Origin of the sequence: Paracidovorax avenae ATCC 19860 (assembly GCF_000176855.2) — a bacterium.
Taxonomy (GTDB): Bacteria; Pseudomonadota; Gammaproteobacteria; order Burkholderiales; family Burkholderiaceae_C; genus Paracidovorax; species Paracidovorax avenae.
The window spans coordinates 4,897,356-4,914,212 of record NC_015138.1; the positions used below are offsets into that span (position 1 = coordinate 4,897,356).

Genomic DNA, 16,857 nt, shown 5'->3' on the forward strand with positions numbered 1-16,857 from the left:
GGAATTCCTTCTCGTTGGCGTCAGGTCACGAAGCTGGCGGCCAGGGAGCCGAGCAGCAGGTTCCATCCGTCCGCCAGCACGAACAGCATCAGCTTGAACGGCAGCGCCACCAGCACCGGCGACAGCATCATCATGCCCAGTGACATGAGGATGCTGGAGACCACCATGTCGATGACCAGGAACGGGATGAAGATCATGAACCCGATCTGGAAGGCCGACTTGAGTTCGCTGGTGACAAAGGCGGGCACCAGCACGCGCATGGGCGCGGTCTCCGCCGTGGCCCCGGACGGCAGCTTCGCGAGCCGGGCGAACAGGGCGAAATCCGACTGCCTTGTCTGCTTGAGCATGAAGGAGCGCATGGGCGCCTCCGCGCGCTCGACGGCCTGCTCGAAGGTGATCGTGTTGTTGCTGTAGGGCAGGTAGGCGTCCGCATAGACGCGGTCGAACGTGGGGCCCATGACGAAGAACGTCAGGAACAGCGACAGGCCGATGATGACCTGGTTCGGCGGCGCGGACTGCGTGCCGATCGCCTGGCGGATCAGCGACAACACGATGACGATGCGGGTGAAGCCGGTCATCATGAGCAGCAGGGCCGGCAGGAAGGACAGTGCCGTGAAGAACAGCAGGGTCTGGATGGGCACCGAATAGCTGGCCCCGCCCGCGCCGGAGCCGATGAGGACCGGCAGGCTGCCGCCGCCAGCGGCCTGCGCCCAGGCGGAGGCGGGGGCCAGCGCCGCGCAGGCGAGCACGCCCGCCATGGCCAGGCCGGCATGCCGCGGCCGGTTCACGCCGGAGCGCATGGGCTCAGCCATGCGCAACGGGCGCATCCTGGCGCCGGGTAGCCGCTGCCATCTCGCCAGCAAAGGACGTGGGCGATGGCACGTGGGCCAGGGGCGACGGCACCGCGGCCGAGGGATGGATCACGTGCAGGCACCGGACCTGCTGTGCCGTGACGCCCAGCACCAGCCAGACGCGCTGGTGTTCCGGGCCGACCTCCACCGTCACCACCCGCTGCTGGGGGCCGACCGGCACGGCGGAAAGCACCTTGGCCGCCGCGCCCATGCCGGAACCCGCAGCACCGGCCTGGCGTTGCTGCAGGCGCCGGATGAGCCAGGGCAGCAGCGCCACCACGGCGATGAACAGGACGACGACGACCAGGGTCTGCGCCATGCCGGCGCCCGGAGCGGCGTTATCCACGGCTCACGCGGCGCAGCCGCTCCGAAGGCGTGACCACGTCGGTCAACCGGATGCCGAACTTGTCGTTGACCACCACGACCTCGCCCTGGGCGATCAGGTAGCCGTTGACCAGCACGTCCATGGGCTCACCGGCCAGGGCATCGAGCTCGACGACGGACCCTTGCGCCAGCTGCAGGATGTACTTGATGGGCACCTTGGTGCGGCCCAGCTCCACCGACAGCTGGACGGGGATGTCCAGCACCATGTTGATGTCGTTGACCGGCGCCTCGTTGCTCGACGAGAAGGGGCGCACGGGGTCGCCCGCGAGGGGGCCGCCCTGGTCCGTGGGCGGAGCCTCGTCGGAGCTCTTCTGCTCCTCCAGGGCTTCGGCCCAGCCGGCGAACGGATCGTCCGCCGCGCTCTTGCCGTCGTTGTCGTTGTTGTCGCCTTCAGTTGACATTCTTTTCTCCCAGCCAGTTCACATCGGGGTTGCGCAGGCACTCCTCGATGCGGATGGCGTACTTGGAATTGTGCGTGCCGTATTGGCACTCGAAGATGGGCACTCCCCCGATCGACGCCTGGATGCGCGGCTCGCGGTCGAGTTCGATGAAGTCGCCAGGCTTCATGGCGAGCAATTGCTCGACGGTGGCATCCGCGCGGGCCAGTTCCGCCACGAGGGTGACCTCGGCCGCCTGGATCTCGCGGGTGAGCACGCGCACCCAGCGGCGATCGACTTCGATCGAATCCCCTTGCGTCGAGGAATAGAGCACGTCGCGGATCGGCTCCAGCGTCGCGTACGGCATGCAGATATGGATGGCCCCCGAGAGGTCGCCGATCTCGAGCTGAAAGGCGGTGGACACCACGATCTCGCTCGGGGTGGCGATGTTCGCGAATTGCGGCTGCATTTCGGAACGCTGGTACTCCAGTTCCAGCGGATAGATGCCGTGCCAGGCCTTCTTGTATTCGGCGCAGATCACATCGACCAGGCGGTTGATGACGCGCTGCTCGGTGGGGGAGAAGTCGCGCCCTTCGATCCGCGTCTGGAATTTGCCGACGCCGCCGTAGAGCGTGTCGATGATGCCGAACACCAGCGAGGGCTCGCAGACGATCAGGCCGCTGCCGCGCAGGGGGCGGATGGCCACGATGTTGAAGTTCGTGGGCACCGCCAGTTCACGCAGGAAGGCGCTGTAGCGCTGCACGGACACCGTGCCGACCGAGATTTCCGGGCTGCGGCGGATGAAGTTGAACAGGCCGATGCGGAAGTTGCGGGCGAACCGTTCGTTGACGATTTCCATGGTCGGCATGCGACCACGGACGATGCGCTCCTGGCTGGAAATGTCGTAGTTGCGGATGGCACCGGTGTCCGCAGCCTCTTCGACGGACTTCTGGCTTTCACCCGTGACGCCTTCCAGGAGGGCATCGACTTCTTCCTGGGAAAGGAATGATTCGCTCATGGGAAATCTCCTGCCGGCTCACTGGATGATGAAACTGGAGAAAAGCACCTGTCGCACGGGATTGTTGTCGGCCTTCGGGCGCGGAGCCTCTTCGCCGTCGTCTTCCTCGTCGCTGGCGGGCCGCTTGCGCGGCTTGGGCACGGTGTAGCCCAGGGGTTTGGATACCTCGCGGCGGATGTCCACGGCCAGCTTCTCCTTGCCGTCGCGGCTGAGGAGCTCCTGGGAGGTGCGCTGCGACACCAGCATCAGGATCGCGCTGCGGATGCTGGGCAGGTACTGTTTGACCTGGTCGGACGTCTTGGCATCCGCCAGCTCCAGCGTGATGCCGATCTGGGCGAACCGCTCGCCGCCGGTGTCGGCGAGGTTCACCACCATGTTCTCGATAGGCAGGAAGGTGGGCGCCACCTTTTCCTTGTGCTCGGCCTGCGCGGCCTTGGCATGGCCGCCGCCGCCCTCTTCGTCTTCGTCGGCATGGCTGCGCTTGGAGAGGAGGAACCAGGCTGCGCCACCGCCAGCCAGCACCAGCACCGCGACGATGGCGATGATGAGGACCAGCTTCTTGCTTTTCGGCTTGGCGGCGGCTGCGGCAGGGGGGGAGGCAGACACGTTGGGTTTCCTTGCGCAACGGATTCGGTGGAGAGGGACTGGCCGGGGCCGGGTGCCCTGGAAGGCTTTCCCGCACTCCATCGAGCGCAGACCTTCCGCTAGGGGCCATTATTGGATACCGGCGCGGCGGATAATAGCCAGAATAGCGGCGGAAAGGCCCGCTTTCCAGTGGTTGCGCAAGCCCTCCCCGGACTCCCGCCCGCGCTCAGGCGAAGACGTCCAGGGCACGGTCCGGACGGGATGCAGGCCGGGGGGTGTCTGCAACGCCTTGCGTGCCCCCCCCGGCAGCCTGCACGCGGCCGATGCGCGCGCCGCCCTCGCCGCGCCCTGACGGGCGCCCCGAGGCATCGCCCCCCGCGCCCGCGCCGGACTGCCCGATGGACACGCCCGCGAGTTCCAGGCCTTCTCCGCGCAGCAGTTCACGCAGCTGGGCCACGCTGGTGTCCAGCATGTCCCGTGTCTGGGACTGGTCGCTGCGGAATGCGACATGGGCTTCGTTGCCCGTGAGCGACACGGATACCTCGACCGGCTGGCCGTCCCGGTCGATCGTGAGTTCGGCATTCTGGGTCTTCTGGTGCACCCAGTAAGCCACCTGTTCGGCGATCTGGTCTTCCATGGGAATCTGCGAGGGGTCCGCCACACCGGCCGCCCCTTCCCCGACTGCACCCGCGGCAAAGGAACCCGGCGCCTGCGCTCCATCCGATGCCGGCACCACGGTCCGCTCCATGCCGGGAGAGGCCGGTGCCGCATCCGCCCGCCCGCCTGCCTGCCGGGCCAGGTCCTGCAGGGCGCCGCCCACGGCAGAGGCGGTCACCATGGAGGATTCGCCGCCACGTGCGGCAGCCTGCAGTCCGCCGGCGGTGCCCGCATCGCGGCGATCCGATTGCGCCGTAGCCCCCGCCGATGCGGAGGACGCAGAAGCCACGGCCTGGGCCAGGGCATGCGCGCCGGGAAGATCTCCGTCCTTGCCCCCCAGGAGCGGAACGACCAGGCCGCCACCCGCGCCAGCCGGCTCGAGAGCAGGATTGGCCGCGCCGCCCATGGCGGCGTGTCCGGACCGCGCCATCCCGCCCCGGGACGCCGCGAAGGCCTTGCCGGCCGCATTGGCGGCGGCCCCGGAAACATCGGCAGCGCCATCGATGAGCGCCGTCTGCCCTACCAGGCTGCTCGCGTCCATCAGGCCCGCAGGCCGGAGCGCCTGCGCCAGGGAGCCCCCCGCCCCGCCGCCCAGCGATCCCGCCGCGGCAGGCCAGGCCCCGGCCGTGCCGCCCGGCACCATGCCTTGCAGCGCCATGGCCAGCGGATCCATGCCGGGCAGGCCCGGTGCGCCTGCGGCATTGCCCGCCGTACCGCCGGATGGGAGTGCATCGCCAGCCAGCGCGCCACCGGCCAGGGCGGCGCCCAGGCCCGTGTCCGCCCCCGGCAGCGCACCGGCTCCGGCATCGGTACCGTCCAGCCCGGCCCCGAGGGATGCCAGCAGCATCGAGAAACCGCCCTGGCTGCTGGTGGCATCGGTGCCGGCATCCGCGGCCGTTGCGTTGCCGGTCTTGCCTGCGCCCCTGGCGCCCCGGGACTCGTGCGCTGCGTGGGCCGAAGACGGCGCGCGGGCCGTGCGGTTCTGGATGTCGTTGCTCATGTCGTCAGCTCCTCTGGCCCGCCAGGGCCCTGCCCCGCACCCGGGGCCTTGCCGAACCGCAGCGCGGCGCGCTCGTCCGTCTGTTTCTGATCCCGCCGCGCTTCGGCCTGGGCGATGTCGTGGCGCCGGCGCTCCACGACCTTGCGCAGCGCCGCGACGCGCAGTTCGGCCTGCAGCAGGGCCTGGCCCGCGGCACGCACGCGGCCCTCCTGTTCCCCGATCACGCTGCTCTGCACGCCCATGGCGTGCCCGAGGCGGTCCATGAACTGGTAATGGTGGTACATGACCTCCGGCTTGACCGTGGCGTCGGCGCGCATGCCCCAGCGCCCTTCCGTCTCGTGCGCATACCCCTGCAGCTGCTGCAGCTGCGCCTCGGAGGCGATCCGGGCGCGCTGGAGGTCCTGCAGGGCCTGGCGCGCCGCGTCGCGCTGGCGCTCCGCCATCTCGACGGCGACCAGGAATGCATTGAGGGAGGCCATGGCGGTGCCGCTCCTTCGGTCAGGCCTGCGGGCCCAGTACGGCCGCCATCGCATGCAGGCTGTCCTGCATGGGCGCGGCCTCGAACATGTCCTGCTGCAGGAAGGCAGCCATTGCCGGCTGCAGGCGGATCGCCTCGTCCAGCGCCGGGTCGGAGCCGCTCATGTAGGCGCCGACCTGGATCAGGTCGCGGCTCTTCTGATAGCGCGAGTACACGGCACGGAACCGGCGCGCGAGGTCGAAATGCTCGCGCGAGGCCACGTTGTGCATGACCCGCGACGCGGACTGCTCGATGTCGATCGCCGGGAAATGCCCGGTCTCCGCCAGTGCGCGGGACAGCACGATGTGGCCGTCGAGGATGGCCCGGGCCGAGTCGGCAATGGGGTCCTGCTGGTCATCCCCTTCGGACAGGACGGTATAGAAGGCAGTGATGGAGCCCACGCCGTGCAGTCCGTTGCCGCTGCGCTCGACCAGCGCCGGCAGCTTGGCGAAGCAGCTCGGCGGATAGCCCTTGGTGGCCGGTGGCTCGCCGATCGCGAGCGCGATCTCGCGCTGGGCCATGGCATAGCGGGTGAGCGAATCCATGAGCAGCAGCACGTGCTTGCCCTTGTCCCGGAAGTGCTCGGCGATGGCCGTCGCGTAGGCAGCGCCCTGCATGCGCAGCAGCGGCGGCGCATCGGCCGGCGCGGCAACCACCACGGCGCGCTCGCGGTCCTGTTCGCCCAGGATGTCCTCGACGAACTCCTTGACCTCGCGCCCCCGCTCGCCGATGAGCCCCACGACGATGACGTCGGCCTGCGTATAGCGGGCCATCATGCCGAGCAGCACGCTCTTGCCCACGCCGGACCCGGCGAAAAGCCCCAGGCGCTGCCCGCGGCCCACCGAGAGCAGTGCATTGATCGCCCGCACGCCGGTATCCAGCATCTCGCGCACGGGGTCGCGGTCCATGGCGTTGATCTGGCGCCGGTCCATGGGCTCGGAGGAAACATCCTGCACCGGCCCGCCATGGTCGAGCGGCAGGCCCTGCGAGTCCACGACGCGGCCCAGCAGGCCGTCGCCCATGGGCAGGCGCAGGATGCCCGCGGCCGTCGACGGGCGCGTGGAATCGCCCAGTCGGGGCACGGGGACATAGGGTGCGGCCGGCACCACGCTCGCGCCGCTGGACAGGCCGTGGATGTCGCCCGCAGGCATGAGGAAGGCCCGGTCGCCCGAGAAGCCGACGACTTCCGCCAGCACGGCCTCGTGGCCGGGCATCTGCACCAGGCATTGCGATCCCACGGGGACACGGATGCCCGCGGCCTCCAGGACGAGCCCGGTCAGGCGCGTCAGGGTTCCGCGGGTTTCGAGCGCCGTGCCCTCGGCCAGCCGCTCGCGCGCACCGGACAGGAACGCATCCCAGGGCGAATCCTGCACTTGCGGATCGGGCACGGTGGCGCTGTCAGCCATGGCCCGGCTCCTCGATCTTCCAGGCCGACGACAGCCCCAGGGCCGCGATGGCGCGGCGCCAGCGCCTGTCGAGCGAGCCGTCCACCACCGTGCCGGCGGATTCGACCAGGCAGTCGCCCTCGCCCACGGAGGCATCCGGCACCCACTGGATCTTCGCCCCGGCGTACTCCGTGGTGAGCGGCTGCTCCAGGAACGACCAGTCGGCCGGATGGATGCGCACCGTGGCCGGCCGCCCCTCGGCCACCAGCATGCCCAGCGCCTCGCGCAACACGGGCAGCAGGGCCTGCGGCCCGCTGGACAGCTCCTGCCGCACGACCTGGCGGGCGATGTCGCAGGCCAGCTCCAGTATCTCCTGCGCCATGCGCTGCTGCAGATCGGTCAGCCCGGCGTCGGCCGCAAGCACCAGCCGCTCCAGCCGCGCGGCCGTCTCCCGGCCCTGTCCGCCGATGTAGTCGTCCATGCGCTGCTGCCACGCCAGGGCGGTTTCCTCCTCGCCCTGGGCCTTGCCCTGCGCGAAGGCTTCCTCGCGCGCGGCCTCGACCGCGGCCTGGTGGGTGGCCTCGTCGATGCCCGGAGGCGGCAGTTCGGCCGCCTCCGGCTCCGCCTCCACCGGCGCAAGCAGGTCGGAGCCATCCACCGCGCCGAAATGCCATTGCGTCACATCGGCGATTTCCTCGCTCGGGATGAAGCGCGTGTAGGCGCCGCGGGGACTATACGAATGCGTCATCGCCGCCGCCTCCGATCACGATCTGGCCTTCGTCGGACAGCCGACGCACGGTCTTGAGGATTTCCTTCTGCTGCGCCTCGACCTCCGACAGCCGCATGGGCCCCCGCGACTCCAGGTCTTCGCGCATGGCTTCCGCGGCGCGCGAGGACATGTTGGAGAGGAATTTCTCGCGCAGTTCCGGCTGGGCGCCCTTGAGCGCGACCACCAGGGTCTCCGAGGCCACTTCGCGCAGCACGGTCTGGATGGCGCGGTCGTCCAGCTTGTTGACGTCGTCGAAGACGAACATCTTGTCCATGATCTTCTGGGCCAGGTCGGGGTCGTAGCCGCGGATCGACTCCAGCACCACCGTGTCCATGTTGGAGCCCAGCAGGTTGATGATTTCCGCGGCCGCCTTGACGCCGCCCAGGGAGCTCTTGCGGATCTTGTCGCCGCCGGCGAGCACCTTGAAGAGCACTTCGTTGAGGTCCTTGAGCGCCGTGGGCTGGATGCCCTCGAGCGTGGCCACGCGCAGCAGCACCTCGCCGCGCTGGCGGTCCGACAGCTGCATGAGCACCGCTGCGGACTGTTCGGGATCCAGGTGCACCAGGATGGCCGCGACGATCTGCGGATGCTCGTTGCGCAGCAGTTCCGCCACGGAGAGCGGATCCATCCACTTGAGGCTCTCGATGCCCGAGACGTCGCCGCCCTGCAGGATCCGGTCGATCAGCAGCGCGGCCTTGTCGTCGCCCAGTGCGCGCTTGAGCACGGCGCGCACATAGTTGCTGGTGTCGGACACGAGCAGGCTCTGCGCGGCGGCGTCGTTGGAAAAGCGGTTGATGACGCCGTCCACCTTGTCCTTGGAGACGGATCGCATGCGGGCGATGGTCTCGCCGAGCTTCTGCACCTCCTTGGGGGACAGGTGCTTGAACACCTCGGCGGCTTCCTCCTCGCCGAGGGACATCAGCAGGATCGCCGCGTCGTTCAGGCCTTGCTCATCCATGGAAAGTCACCGGTGCGTAGGGAAAGGGGTGGGTGGGAGTGCTCATCGGCGCCATCATCGACGGATGGGGGCCGCGTTTCAAGACTCGCCGTTTACCCACACCTTGAGAATGTTGGCGACGGCCATGGGATTTTCCTTGGCCAGGACGCGCGCCTCCTCCAGGCGCATCTGCTCGGGGGTCTGGATCAGGTCTTCCGGCTTGGTGGGCGCGGCCAGGGCCGGACGCTCGGGCTCGTCGGCCTCGATCGCGTCCACCTGGCGGCCCGAGGCCACCGCAGCAGCAGGCGCCGGCGGCTGGTTCATGCCCTTGATCGCCGGCCGCACCAGCCCCAGGAGGATGAGCGCGGCGAAGAGCGACATGCCCACCGGCCAGCCCAGGCTCCTGACCAGTTCGATCATTTCGGGCTGCTTCCAGAGCGGCAGCTCGACCGCCGGCGTGTTGTCCACCAGGAACTGGGTGTTCATGATGTTGACCGAGTCGCCGCGGTCCTTGTTGTACCCGATGGTTTCGCGCACCAGGGCCGTCATCTGCTCGATCTGCTCGGGCGTGAAGGCCTTGGCCTGCGGCGCCTTGCCCGCCGCTTCCGCGATGGCCTGGTAGTTCACGACGACGGCGGCGCTGACGCGCTTGATCGCGCCGCTGCCGGCACGGGTGACGCGCACCGTCTTGTCCACCTCGTAGTTGGTGATGGATTCACGCTTGGACCCGGCGGCCTGGCCCTGCTGGCCGTTGCCCGCCGTGGGCGCGGGGTTGGCGCCGTTGATGGGGGCGGTGGACGGCTGGGGCGGCTGGTTGCTGGCGGCGCCCGGCACGCCGGCCGGGGGCTGGTTGCCCTGGGTGCCGCCCGAGCTTTCCACCACCTGCTGGCTGCGCACGGCGCTGCTGTCGGGCGTCTGGTTGGGCCGGTGCTGCTCGGACGTCTGCTCCGATTGCGAGAAATCCACCTCGGCCGTCACCTGGGCCTTGACGTTGTTCTTGCCGACCACCGGCTCCAGGATGTCCAGGATGCGGCGGGTGTACTGTTGCTCGATCTGCTGCACGTAGGACAACTGCTGGGCATCGATGGCGCTGCCGCTGCCGGCGGCCGTGTCGGGCGACTGCGAGAGCAGCTTGCCGGTATCGTCGAGCACGCTGACGGCGGAAGGCGACATCTCGGGCACGCTGGAAGCCACCAGGTGCACGATGCCGGCCAGCTGGGTGCGGTCGAGGAAGCGGCCGGGATAGAGGCTCAGCAGCACGGAAGCGGAAGGCTTCTGCTGTTCGCGGAAAAAGCCGTTCTGGTTGGGCAGCGCCAGGTGGACGCGGGCGCTCTGCACGGACGACAGCGCCTGGATGGAGCGCGTCAGCTCACCCTCGAGCCCGCGCTGGAAGTTCAGCCGCTCCTGGAACTGCGTCACCCCGAAGCGGTTGGTTTCCATGAGTTCGAAACCGGTCACCGACCCCTTGGGCAGGCCCTGGGTGGCAAGGCGCAGGCGCACGTCGTGCACGCGTTCGGCCGGCACCAGGATGGCGCCGCCTCCCTCCGAGTACTTGTAGGGAACGTTCATGGTGGACAGCTGGGCCACGATGGCGCCGCCGTCCTTGTCGCTCAGGTTGGAGAACAGCACCTTGTAGTCCGGCTGGCGATTGAGCACCACCGCGGCAACCACCGCGGCCACCAGCAGCGCGATGCCCGCGCCAAAACGCAGACGCTTGGAGCGGTCCAGCGCGGAGAAGCGCTGGAGCACGGACGGCGCGCTGGTACTGGCAGGGGGAGCGACGGGGATTTCGGCGACTGCGGACATGGTGCTTTCCAAGGGGACCGCCACGGCACACGGGATCTGGCGTGCCGCGATTATTGGCTGCCGGCCTTGACCCCGGCAGCCGGATAAGGCGCCCGTTTTCCCAGCTATTCCCCAGGATGCGCCGGGCGCCGGGCCCTAGGATTGCACCATCCCCCGCAACCCTTTCCTCCGCCCGCCATGGACCTCCGCATCTCCAGCTCCACCGCTCCCCTGACGGGCGCCGGCCTGGCGCGCCGTGCCACGGCCGCGCCGGAAGCCGCAGCCGGCCAGGAAGTCGGCTTCTCCACGGCGCTCAAGGGCGCACTCCAGTCCGTCAGCGCCGCCCAGAACCGGGCCAGCGGCCTGCAGCAGGAAGTGCAGATGGAGAACCCGGCCGTGAGCCTGGAAGAAACCATGATCGCCATCCAGAAGGCCCAGGTGGGCTTCCAGGCGACCCTGCACGTGCGCAACCGGATGGTGCAGGCCTACACGGACATCATGAACATGCAGGTCTGACCTCCGGTTCCAACGCCACCGGGCGCGGTCTGCCGGTCAAGGGGCCCCTGCCAAGGGGCCCTTTCGTCGTTACATCCCCCTAAAGAAAATGCCCCGCTCCCAGTACAGGAGCGAGGCATTCGTGCATCCGGCGCCGCAGGAAGGCGACACGCGTGGCCCGCGGCATGGCGGGCACACAGGTGGTCAGTGCATGATCATCGGCTGGCGTTCGAACAGGTGCTCGAACTGGGCGAGCCAGGGTTCGGCCAGGCAGCGGATCTCGGCATCGTTGCGCAGGATGCGCTGCATGATGCGCGTCTTCTCGCGGCGGTGCTCGGGCAGCAGTTGCTGGTCCTGGGACTTGAAGCGCAGCTGCTCGATCAGGACGGCACAGGCGCCTTCGCAGCGTACGACCTCGTCCCAGTCCTTGAGCTTGGCGGCTTCGAGCATCCGCGCGCTGCTGTCTTCGATGGCCTTGTAGTAGTCAATCAGCATGTCGTTCATATCTCAGGCCTCCGCCACCACGGGGTGGGCCACGTCGTTGGCAGCCGCCGCAGCCACGGCCACCTTCTTGATCTCGTTCCAGCCCTGGGCTATCGGCTCGATCAGGCGCGCGACTTCTTCCAGCATTGCGTCGTCGTTCTTGGCATTCGCCTGGATCAGGCGACGCAGGCTGTAGTCGTACACCGCCTCCAGGTTGCTCGCCAGCACACCGCCCTCATCGCGATCGAGGGCCGTGCTCAACCCCTCCTCCAGAATGCGCACCGCCTTGGAGATGGCTGCGCACTTGGTCGCCACGTCGCCCCGGGCCAATGCACCACGCGCCGTGGCTATGGAGTTCAACACCCCTGCATACAGAAGGCTGACCAGTTGGTGCTGGTCAATGGTGTGCATGCTCGTTTCAACATTGATGCGCTGGTAGGCATTGGCACGGGACTGGTAAGCGGTGAACATGGCGGCGCTCCTCGGAATTTGTTATTCAATTTATCGGCGTTCCGCCACAAAACTGAAGCCCCTCTTCACAGGGTTTTATTCCAGCCGACCACCTGCTGCTGGATGTAGCTGTTGAGCTGGTTCATGGTGGACATCTTGGTGTCCAGCGCCGTGTAGCGTGCGGTGAGGTTTTTTTCCACCTCGCTGGCACGGTCGGTGATGCGCTCGATATCGGCGGCATTGCGCTTGAGCACATCCTTGTACGACTGGTCCTTGCTGGCGAAGAAGCCACCGGAACCCAGCAGCTTGGAGGTGACGGCCTGGAGCTTGCCGGCAAAGCCGTCCGTGACGCTGCCGCCGTCGGCGCCGCGGAAGAAGGCCTTCACGTCATCGGGGCTCTGCATGGCCTTGTCGAACTTGGCGGAGTCCAGGGTCAGGCTGCCGTCGGGCGAGAGGTTGCCGGCCCCCCCGGCGGAAACCACCCCCACGTCGGACAACGCGCGGAATGCACCGGACTGGTTGATCGACTGCAGGGTCATTCTCAAGGTGTTCTGAAGCGTCACCGCACTCGAATCGCCCTGCAGCAGCCCGGCCGTCTTCGTGTCCTTGTCGTACTTCGTGGCGTCGTTCAGCGCGCTGTTGACGGCGTTGTAGGCCGTGATGAAAGCCTGGATGTTGGCCTTGACGGCAGAATTGTCCTTGGACACCGAGATGGATACGTCTGTCGCGATGGTCTTGACCGCCGTGAACGTCACGCCCGCCACCGCGTTCGCAAAGACGTTGGTGCCCGACGTCACGGCCACGCCATTGACCGTAGCATTGGCATTCTGCGCATACTCGGTCGAGCCGGAGAGCACCCGGGAAAGGCCGGAGGAATCGCTGTTGCTGCCATCCGCGTCGGTCACGCCGAGCTGGTAGCCCGCGCTCTCTCCGGTGGTCTTGCTGCGCAGCATCAGGCGCTGCCCCGAGGCATCGGTCAGCACCGTCGCGGTGACACCGGCCTTGGAGCCGTTGATCTTGCTGGCCACATCCTCCAGCGTGTCGGTCGCGCTGACGTCGATGTTCACCGCCGGGTCCTGGCCCGCGGCAAAGCTCTTGGGGCTGCCGCTCCAGGTGCCCGTGGTGAGGGTGAGCGTGCCGGCGCCCACCGGGCTCTTGGCAGGCGTCAACGCATCGGAAATGGACGACTGGGCCTTGGCCAGGTTCTGCACCTGCACGTTGAACGACGTCGCCGCTGCCCCGCCCACCGCCGTCACGGTCACGGAATCGGTGCTGGACGACGTGGCAGCCACGCCGTTCCATCCGGTGACGCTGGTCAGCTTGCTGGCGGCATCCGACAGCGTGGACACCAGCGACTTGAGCTGGCCGAAGGCGGATACCTTCGCATTGGTCACGGCCGCCTGCTGCGTCAGGCCGTTGGTCCGGGTGATGGGAAGCTTGACGGCATCCACGGCAACCTTGATGAGGTCATTGACATTGACGTTCCCACCCAGGCCGATGCCCAACGAAGAAAAGCTCGGCATATATCACCTCCGTTCAGTCGATGCGATGCGTTGTATCGACGGAATTATCCCGTCCCGGTGACGCTGCATCGCGCCGATAAGCACAGGATAACCTACCTAATCCACCGCTTGCAGCCCGCTCGCGCCACCAGCGGCAAAGCGGCAGCGACCGAAATCGCTGCCGCCCGAATGCAGCGGGGCCGCCTGGCCCCGCCTTCAGCCCTGCGCAATCAACGCAGCAGGGACAGCACGCCCTGGGGCAGCTGGTTGGCCTGTGCCACCATCGCCGTGCCGGCCTGCTGCAGGATCTGCGAGCGCGACAGGTTGGCGGTTTCGGCAGCGAAGTCGGCGTCCTGGATGCGGCTGCGCGAAGCGGACATGTTCTCGGACGTACTTTGCAGGTTGTTCACCGTCGTCTCGAACCGGGACTGGAGTGCACCGAAGCTCGCTCGCTGGCCGTTGACGGCCGAGAGTGCGGCGTCGATGATCTTCAAGGCCTTGGTCGATCCGTCCACGGTGGACACGTCGATGTCGCTCACCTTGGTCAGCGTGGAGCTGGTGGCCGCGGTGGTCGTCATGGTGCCGCCCGTGCCGCTCACCGTGTAGCCCTTGTCGGACTTGTATTCCACCGTGCCGCGCGAGGCCACGGTGGCACCGGTGCCCGCCGCAGTGGCGGTGGTGAACGTCAGCGTGCCCGAAGACTGCGTCGTCGCGGCATCCTGCGATGCCAGCGTGATGCCCGCGGCGCTGCTGGAGCCGTTGGCGATGTTGATGTCATTGCCCGATTCGTTGGTCAGGATCAGGCCGGAGGAGTCGCTGTTGAGCTTGGCGGTGACGCCGGTCTGCGAGGACACGTCGTTGAAGGCCTTCACGGCTTCGGCCAGCCCGGCGGCCGTGCTGGTGGCCGAGACGTTGAACGTCACGTTGGCCGCGGTGGAGTTGTCGCCCTTGACGGCCAGGGTGAAGGAGCCGGTGCCGGAGAACTTCATTTCCGAGACGTTGCGGGCCGAGGCCGTCACGCCGGTGGAATCGGCCACGGCATTGACGGCCGAGGCGATGTCGGCGGCCGTGCCGGAGGCGGCGACGTTGACGGTCTTGGTCTGCAGGCCGGCGATCACCACCGTGCCGGCGGCGGCGCCTGCCGAGCCGGCCGAGGCGCCGGAGGTGGCCGCGCCGGAGGCCGAGGCCGTCAGCTGGGCACCATAGTTGTTGGTACGGAAGTTGCCCGTGGTGGCCGTGATGGTCTGGTTGGCGTTGGCGCCGACCTGGAAGGTGGCCGAGCCGAAGGAGCCGTCCAGCAGCTTCTGGCCGTTGAATTCGGTATTGCCGGCAATGCGGTCCATTTCCGACAGCAGCTGGCCGACTTCGGCCTGGATGGCCTTGCGGTCACCGGAGGAGTTGGTGGCGTTGGCCGACTGCACGGCCAGTTCACGCACCCGCTGCAGGATGTCGCCAGTGGACTTCAGGGCGCCTTCCGCCGTCTGCGCCAGCGAAATGCCGTCATTGGCGTTGCGCACGGCCTGGTTCAGGCCGCGGATCTGCGAGGTGAAGCGCTCGGAGATCGCCAGGCCGGCGGCATCGTCCTTGGCGCTGTTGATGCGCAGGCCCGAGGACAGGCGCTGGATGGAAGTGTTGAGCGACGACTGGCTCAGGCTCAGGTTGCGCTGGGCGGTAAGCGAGCTGACGTTGGTGTTGATGGTGGATGCCATTGCAAATCTCCTGAAAAGAACTGACTGGATATGGCGTTGCCGCCAACTGGGCCCGGAACCGCCTGGCCACAGAGTTCACAGATCCTTGCGGGCCATCTGTTGAACGGCGGGCCGACTCGAGTGCTGCTCATACGTCCCGTTGGAGATGTTTTCGGGTGTCCGGCAGAAAACTTTAGGCACGAACACATGGATTGAGCGGTTTTTGTGTGTCTTATCCCCCCAATGCCCCGGGGCGGGCTCCCCAACAATCCCTCCATCGTTCCCACAAAGTCCGCCGGAGGGGTAGCGCTTGAGCCGGCAGTAATGTTTGTTCCCAGCCTCGCAGGAGTTCCGCCATGGCGTCCACCATCAACACCAACATCAGCTCGCTCACCGCCCAGCGGAACCTGAGCCTGAGCCAGTCGTCGCTCAACACCTCCATCCAGCGCCTGTCCTCGGGCCTGCGCATCAACAGCGCCAAGGACGATGCCGCCGGCCTGGCGATCTCCGAGCGCTTCACCTCGCAGATCCGGGGGATGAACCAGGCGGCGCGGAACGCCAACGACGGCATTTCGCTGTCCCAGGTGGCGGAAAGTGCGCTGGCGGGCGCGGGGAACATCCTGCAGCGGGTGCGGGAACTGTCGGTGCAATCGGCCAACGCCACCAATTCGGCCGGCGACCGCAAGGCCATCCAGGCGGAAGTCGGCCAGTTGCTGTCCGAACTCGACCGTATCGCCGGCACCACAGAATTCAACGGCCAGAAGCTGCTGGACGGCTCCTTCGGCTCGGCCACCTTCCAGGTCGGCGCCAACGCCAACCAGACCATCACGGCCACCACGGGCAACTTCCGTACCATGAACTACGGCGCGCAGTTGACGGCTTCGGCCTCCGGCGCAGCCACCACCGGCGCCTCGGCCGGTTCGGCAGGCGCCGCCGCCGGCACGGTGGTGATCGCCGGCCTGCAGACCAAGACCGTCAACGTCGCCGCCTCCGGCACGGCCGCCGACATCGCCTCGGCCGTCAACGCCGTGGCCGATTCCACCGGTGTGACGGCCTCGGCCCGCAACGTCTCCGAACTGAAGTTCTCCGGCAACGGCTCTTTCTCGCTGGCGGTCAAGGGCGAGAACACTACCGCGGCCAACGTGACGTTCAACGTCACCGCCAACAGTTCCGCTGCGGGCCTGGCCGAAGCCGTGAAGGCCTTCAACGACGTGTCTTCGCAAACGGGCATCACCGCCAAGCTCAACAGCGACAACACCGGCCTGATCCTGACCAACGAATCGGGCAAGGACATCAACATCGCCAATGGCGCAGGAAGCGCCGCGGGCATCACGCTGGCTTCGCAGGACGCCACCCAGACGCTGTCCACAGGCGACCTGACGTTCACCACCGCCACGGCGGCCGGCACCGGCACCACCGTGGCCTCGCGCGGCACGGTGGAATACAACTCCGACAAGGGCTACACGGTGAGCGGCACGGGCGACACCATGACGACCACCACGGCCACCACCTCCAGCATGAAATCCGTGAGCACCATCGACGTATCCACGGTGGACGGCTCCACGCGCGCACTGAAGATCATCGATGCCGCGCTCTCCGCGGTGAATGGCCAGCGTGCAAGCTTCGGTGCCTTGCAGTCACGGTTCGAGACCGCGATCGCCAACCTGAACACGTCGTCCGAGAACATGTCCGCCTCGCGCAGCCGTATCCAGGACGCGGACTTCGCCTCGGAAACCGCCAACCTGTCGCGCGCCCAGATCCTGCAGCAGGCCGGCACGGCGATGGTGGCACAGGCCAACCAGCTGCCCCAGGGCGTGCTGTCCCTGTTGAAATAAGCCATCAAGCCGGCCACAGGCCCCGCCGGCCGACGCGCGGTTATCACCGCCGTCCCCTGTGGGTGGGTTTTCCTGTTTGCAGCAGGAGGATCGTTCTGGCCGCAATTCGTCGGGAAGTTGTCCTGGGGTCATCCGGCAG

Annotated in this window: 17 protein-coding genes; 2 read left to right on the plus strand and 15 right to left on the minus strand. The window is 67.7% G+C overall.

The genetic code is table 11. From position 1 onward, the window contains the following. Window positions 1-20: 20 nt before the first annotated feature. The 11 genes from fliP to fliF all read right to left on the minus strand — a co-directional run bounded on the left by fliP (window position 21) and on the right by fliF (window position 10,286). Window positions 21-800, minus strand: a complete 780-nt coding sequence (gene fliP / locus ACAV_RS21245) for a flagellar type III secretion system pore protein FliP (protein ID WP_013596635.1) — start codon at window positions 798-800, stop codon at window positions 21-23. A gap of 4 nt (window positions 801-804) precedes the next feature. Beyond that, window positions 805-1,170, minus strand: coding sequence for a FliO/MopB family protein (locus ACAV_RS21250; RefSeq protein ID WP_013596636.1), 366 nt, complete (start codon window positions 1,168-1,170; stop codon window positions 805-807). 19 nt (window positions 1,171-1,189) lie between these two features. After that, window positions 1,190-1,636: a flagellar motor switch protein FliN gene (gene fliN / locus ACAV_RS21255; RefSeq protein ID WP_013596637.1), complete on the minus strand. Its 447-nt coding sequence runs from the start codon at window positions 1,634-1,636 to the stop codon at window positions 1,190-1,192. After that, window positions 1,626-2,630, minus strand: a complete 1,005-nt coding sequence (fliM, locus tag ACAV_RS21260; RefSeq protein ID WP_013596638.1) for a flagellar motor switch protein FliM — start codon at window positions 2,628-2,630, stop codon at window positions 1,626-1,628. The genes fliN and fliM overlap by 11 nt, the downstream gene beginning before the upstream one ends. An 18-nt stretch (window positions 2,631-2,648) precedes the next feature. After that, window positions 2,649-3,236 (minus strand): flagellar basal body-associated FliL family protein, encoded by a 588-nt coding sequence (locus ACAV_RS21265; protein WP_013596639.1) that lies wholly within the window; start codon window positions 3,234-3,236, stop codon window positions 2,649-2,651. 205 nt (window positions 3,237-3,441) lie between these two features. Continuing rightward, window positions 3,442-4,872 (minus strand): flagellar hook-length control protein FliK, encoded by a 1,431-nt coding sequence (locus tag ACAV_RS21270; RefSeq protein ID WP_013596640.1) that lies wholly within the window; start codon window positions 4,870-4,872, stop codon window positions 3,442-3,444. Further along, window positions 4,869-5,351 (minus strand): flagellar export protein FliJ, encoded by a 483-nt coding sequence (gene fliJ / locus ACAV_RS21275; RefSeq protein ID WP_013596641.1) that lies wholly within the window; start codon window positions 5,349-5,351, stop codon window positions 4,869-4,871. The genes ACAV_RS21270 and fliJ overlap by 4 nt, the downstream gene beginning before the upstream one ends. A gap of 19 nt (window positions 5,352-5,370) precedes the next feature. Further along, window positions 5,371-6,795 (minus strand): flagellar protein export ATPase FliI, encoded by a 1,425-nt coding sequence (gene fliI / locus ACAV_RS21280; protein WP_013596642.1) that lies wholly within the window; start codon window positions 6,793-6,795, stop codon window positions 5,371-5,373. Then, a complete protein-coding gene (locus ACAV_RS21285) occupies window positions 6,788-7,522 on the minus strand; it encodes a FliH/SctL family protein (RefSeq protein WP_013596643.1) in 735 nt (244 codons plus the stop codon). Before ACAV_RS21285 ends, fliI begins: the two co-directional genes overlap by 8 nt. Next, window positions 7,506-8,501, minus strand: a complete 996-nt coding sequence (fliG, locus tag ACAV_RS21290; protein WP_013596644.1) for a flagellar motor switch protein FliG — start codon at window positions 8,499-8,501, stop codon at window positions 7,506-7,508. The genes ACAV_RS21285 and fliG overlap by 17 nt, the downstream gene beginning before the upstream one ends. 78 nt (window positions 8,502-8,579) lie before the next feature. Next, window positions 8,580-10,286 carry a flagellar basal-body MS-ring/collar protein FliF gene (fliF, locus tag ACAV_RS21295; protein WP_013596645.1) on the minus strand — a complete coding sequence of 569 codons (1,707 nt, stop codon included), beginning with the start codon at window positions 10,284-10,286 and terminating at the stop codon, window positions 8,580-8,582. A gap of 177 nt (window positions 10,287-10,463) precedes the next feature. Here fliF and fliE point away from each other — a divergent pair, with 177 nt between their 5' ends. Next, window positions 10,464-10,781, plus strand: a complete 318-nt coding sequence (gene fliE, locus ACAV_RS21300; protein ID WP_013596646.1) for a flagellar hook-basal body complex protein FliE — start codon at window positions 10,464-10,466, stop codon at window positions 10,779-10,781. A 183-nt stretch (window positions 10,782-10,964) separates the two neighbouring features. Here the strand turns inward: fliE and ACAV_RS21305 are convergent, their stop codons facing one another. The 4 genes from ACAV_RS21305 to ACAV_RS21320 all read right to left on the minus strand — a co-directional run bounded on the left by ACAV_RS21305 (window position 10,965) and on the right by ACAV_RS21320 (window position 14,904). Beyond that, window positions 10,965-11,264, minus strand: a complete 300-nt coding sequence (locus ACAV_RS21305) for a flagellar protein FliT (RefSeq protein ID WP_013596647.1) — start codon at window positions 11,262-11,264, stop codon at window positions 10,965-10,967. 3 nt (window positions 11,265-11,267) lie between these two features. Beyond that, a complete protein-coding gene (gene fliS, locus ACAV_RS21310) occupies window positions 11,268-11,714 on the minus strand; it encodes a flagellar export chaperone FliS (protein ID WP_013596648.1) in 447 nt (148 codons plus the stop codon). Window positions 11,715-11,779: 65 nt separating this feature from the next. Continuing rightward, window positions 11,780-13,216, minus strand: a complete 1,437-nt coding sequence (gene fliD / locus ACAV_RS21315; RefSeq protein ID WP_013596649.1) for a flagellar filament capping protein FliD — start codon at window positions 13,214-13,216, stop codon at window positions 11,780-11,782. A gap of 209 nt (window positions 13,217-13,425) precedes the next feature. After that, window positions 13,426-14,904 carry a flagellin N-terminal helical domain-containing protein gene (locus ACAV_RS21320; RefSeq protein ID WP_013596650.1) on the minus strand — a complete coding sequence of 493 codons (1,479 nt, stop codon included), beginning with the start codon at window positions 14,902-14,904 and terminating at the stop codon, window positions 13,426-13,428. Window positions 14,905-15,239: 335 nt separating this feature from the next. On the opposite strand from ACAV_RS21320, the gene ACAV_RS21325 reads away from it, so the two are divergent. Then, complete coding sequence (locus ACAV_RS21325; RefSeq protein ID WP_013596651.1) at window positions 15,240-16,718, plus strand: flagellin N-terminal helical domain-containing protein; 1,479 nt, start codon at window positions 15,240-15,242, stop codon at window positions 16,716-16,718. Window positions 16,719-16,857 lie beyond the last annotated feature (139 nt).

Excerpts from the sequence above, each read along its gene's own strand:
- fliP (WP_013596635.1), bottom strand. The coding sequence starts at position 800 with ATGCGCTCCGGCGTGAACCGGCCGCGGCATGCCGGCCTGGCCATGGCG.
- ACAV_RS21250 (WP_013596636.1), bottom strand. The coding sequence starts at position 1,170 with ATGGCGCAGACCCTGGTCGTCGTCGTCCTGTTCATCGCCGTGGTGGCG.
- fliN (WP_013596637.1), bottom strand. The coding sequence starts at position 1,636 with ATGTCAACTGAAGGCGACAACAACGACAACGACGGCAAGAGCGCGGCG.
- fliM (WP_013596638.1), bottom strand. The coding sequence starts at position 2,630 with ATGAGCGAATCATTCCTTTCCCAGGAAGAAGTCGATGCCCTCCTGGAA.
- ACAV_RS21270 (WP_013596640.1), bottom strand. The coding sequence starts at position 4,872 with ATGAGCAACGACATCCAGAACCGCACGGCCCGCGCGCCGTCTTCGGCC.
- fliJ (WP_013596641.1), bottom strand. The coding sequence starts at position 5,351 with ATGGCCTCCCTCAATGCATTCCTGGTCGCCGTCGAGATGGCGGAGCGC.
- fliI (WP_013596642.1), bottom strand. The coding sequence starts at position 6,795 with ATGGCTGACAGCGCCACCGTGCCCGATCCGCAAGTGCAGGATTCGCCC.
- ACAV_RS21285 (WP_013596643.1), bottom strand. The coding sequence starts at position 7,522 with ATGACGCATTCGTATAGTCCCCGCGGCGCCTACACGCGCTTCATCCCG.
- fliG (WP_013596644.1), bottom strand. The coding sequence starts at position 8,501 with ATGGATGAGCAAGGCCTGAACGACGCGGCGATCCTGCTGATGTCCCTC.
- fliF (WP_013596645.1), bottom strand. The coding sequence starts at position 10,286 with ATGTCCGCAGTCGCCGAAATCCCCGTCGCTCCCCCTGCCAGTACCAGC.
- fliE (WP_013596646.1), top strand. The coding sequence starts at position 10,464 with ATGGACCTCCGCATCTCCAGCTCCACCGCTCCCCTGACGGGCGCCGGC.
- ACAV_RS21305 (WP_013596647.1), bottom strand. The coding sequence starts at position 11,264 with ATGAACGACATGCTGATTGACTACTACAAGGCCATCGAAGACAGCAGC.
- fliS (WP_013596648.1), bottom strand. The coding sequence starts at position 11,714 with ATGTTCACCGCTTACCAGTCCCGTGCCAATGCCTACCAGCGCATCAAT.
- fliD (WP_013596649.1), bottom strand. The coding sequence starts at position 13,216 with ATGCCGAGCTTTTCTTCGTTGGGCATCGGCCTGGGTGGGAACGTCAAT.
- ACAV_RS21320 (WP_013596650.1), bottom strand. The coding sequence starts at position 14,904 with ATGGCATCCACCATCAACACCAACGTCAGCTCGCTTACCGCCCAGCGC.
- ACAV_RS21325 (WP_013596651.1), top strand. The coding sequence starts at position 15,240 with ATGGCGTCCACCATCAACACCAACATCAGCTCGCTCACCGCCCAGCGG.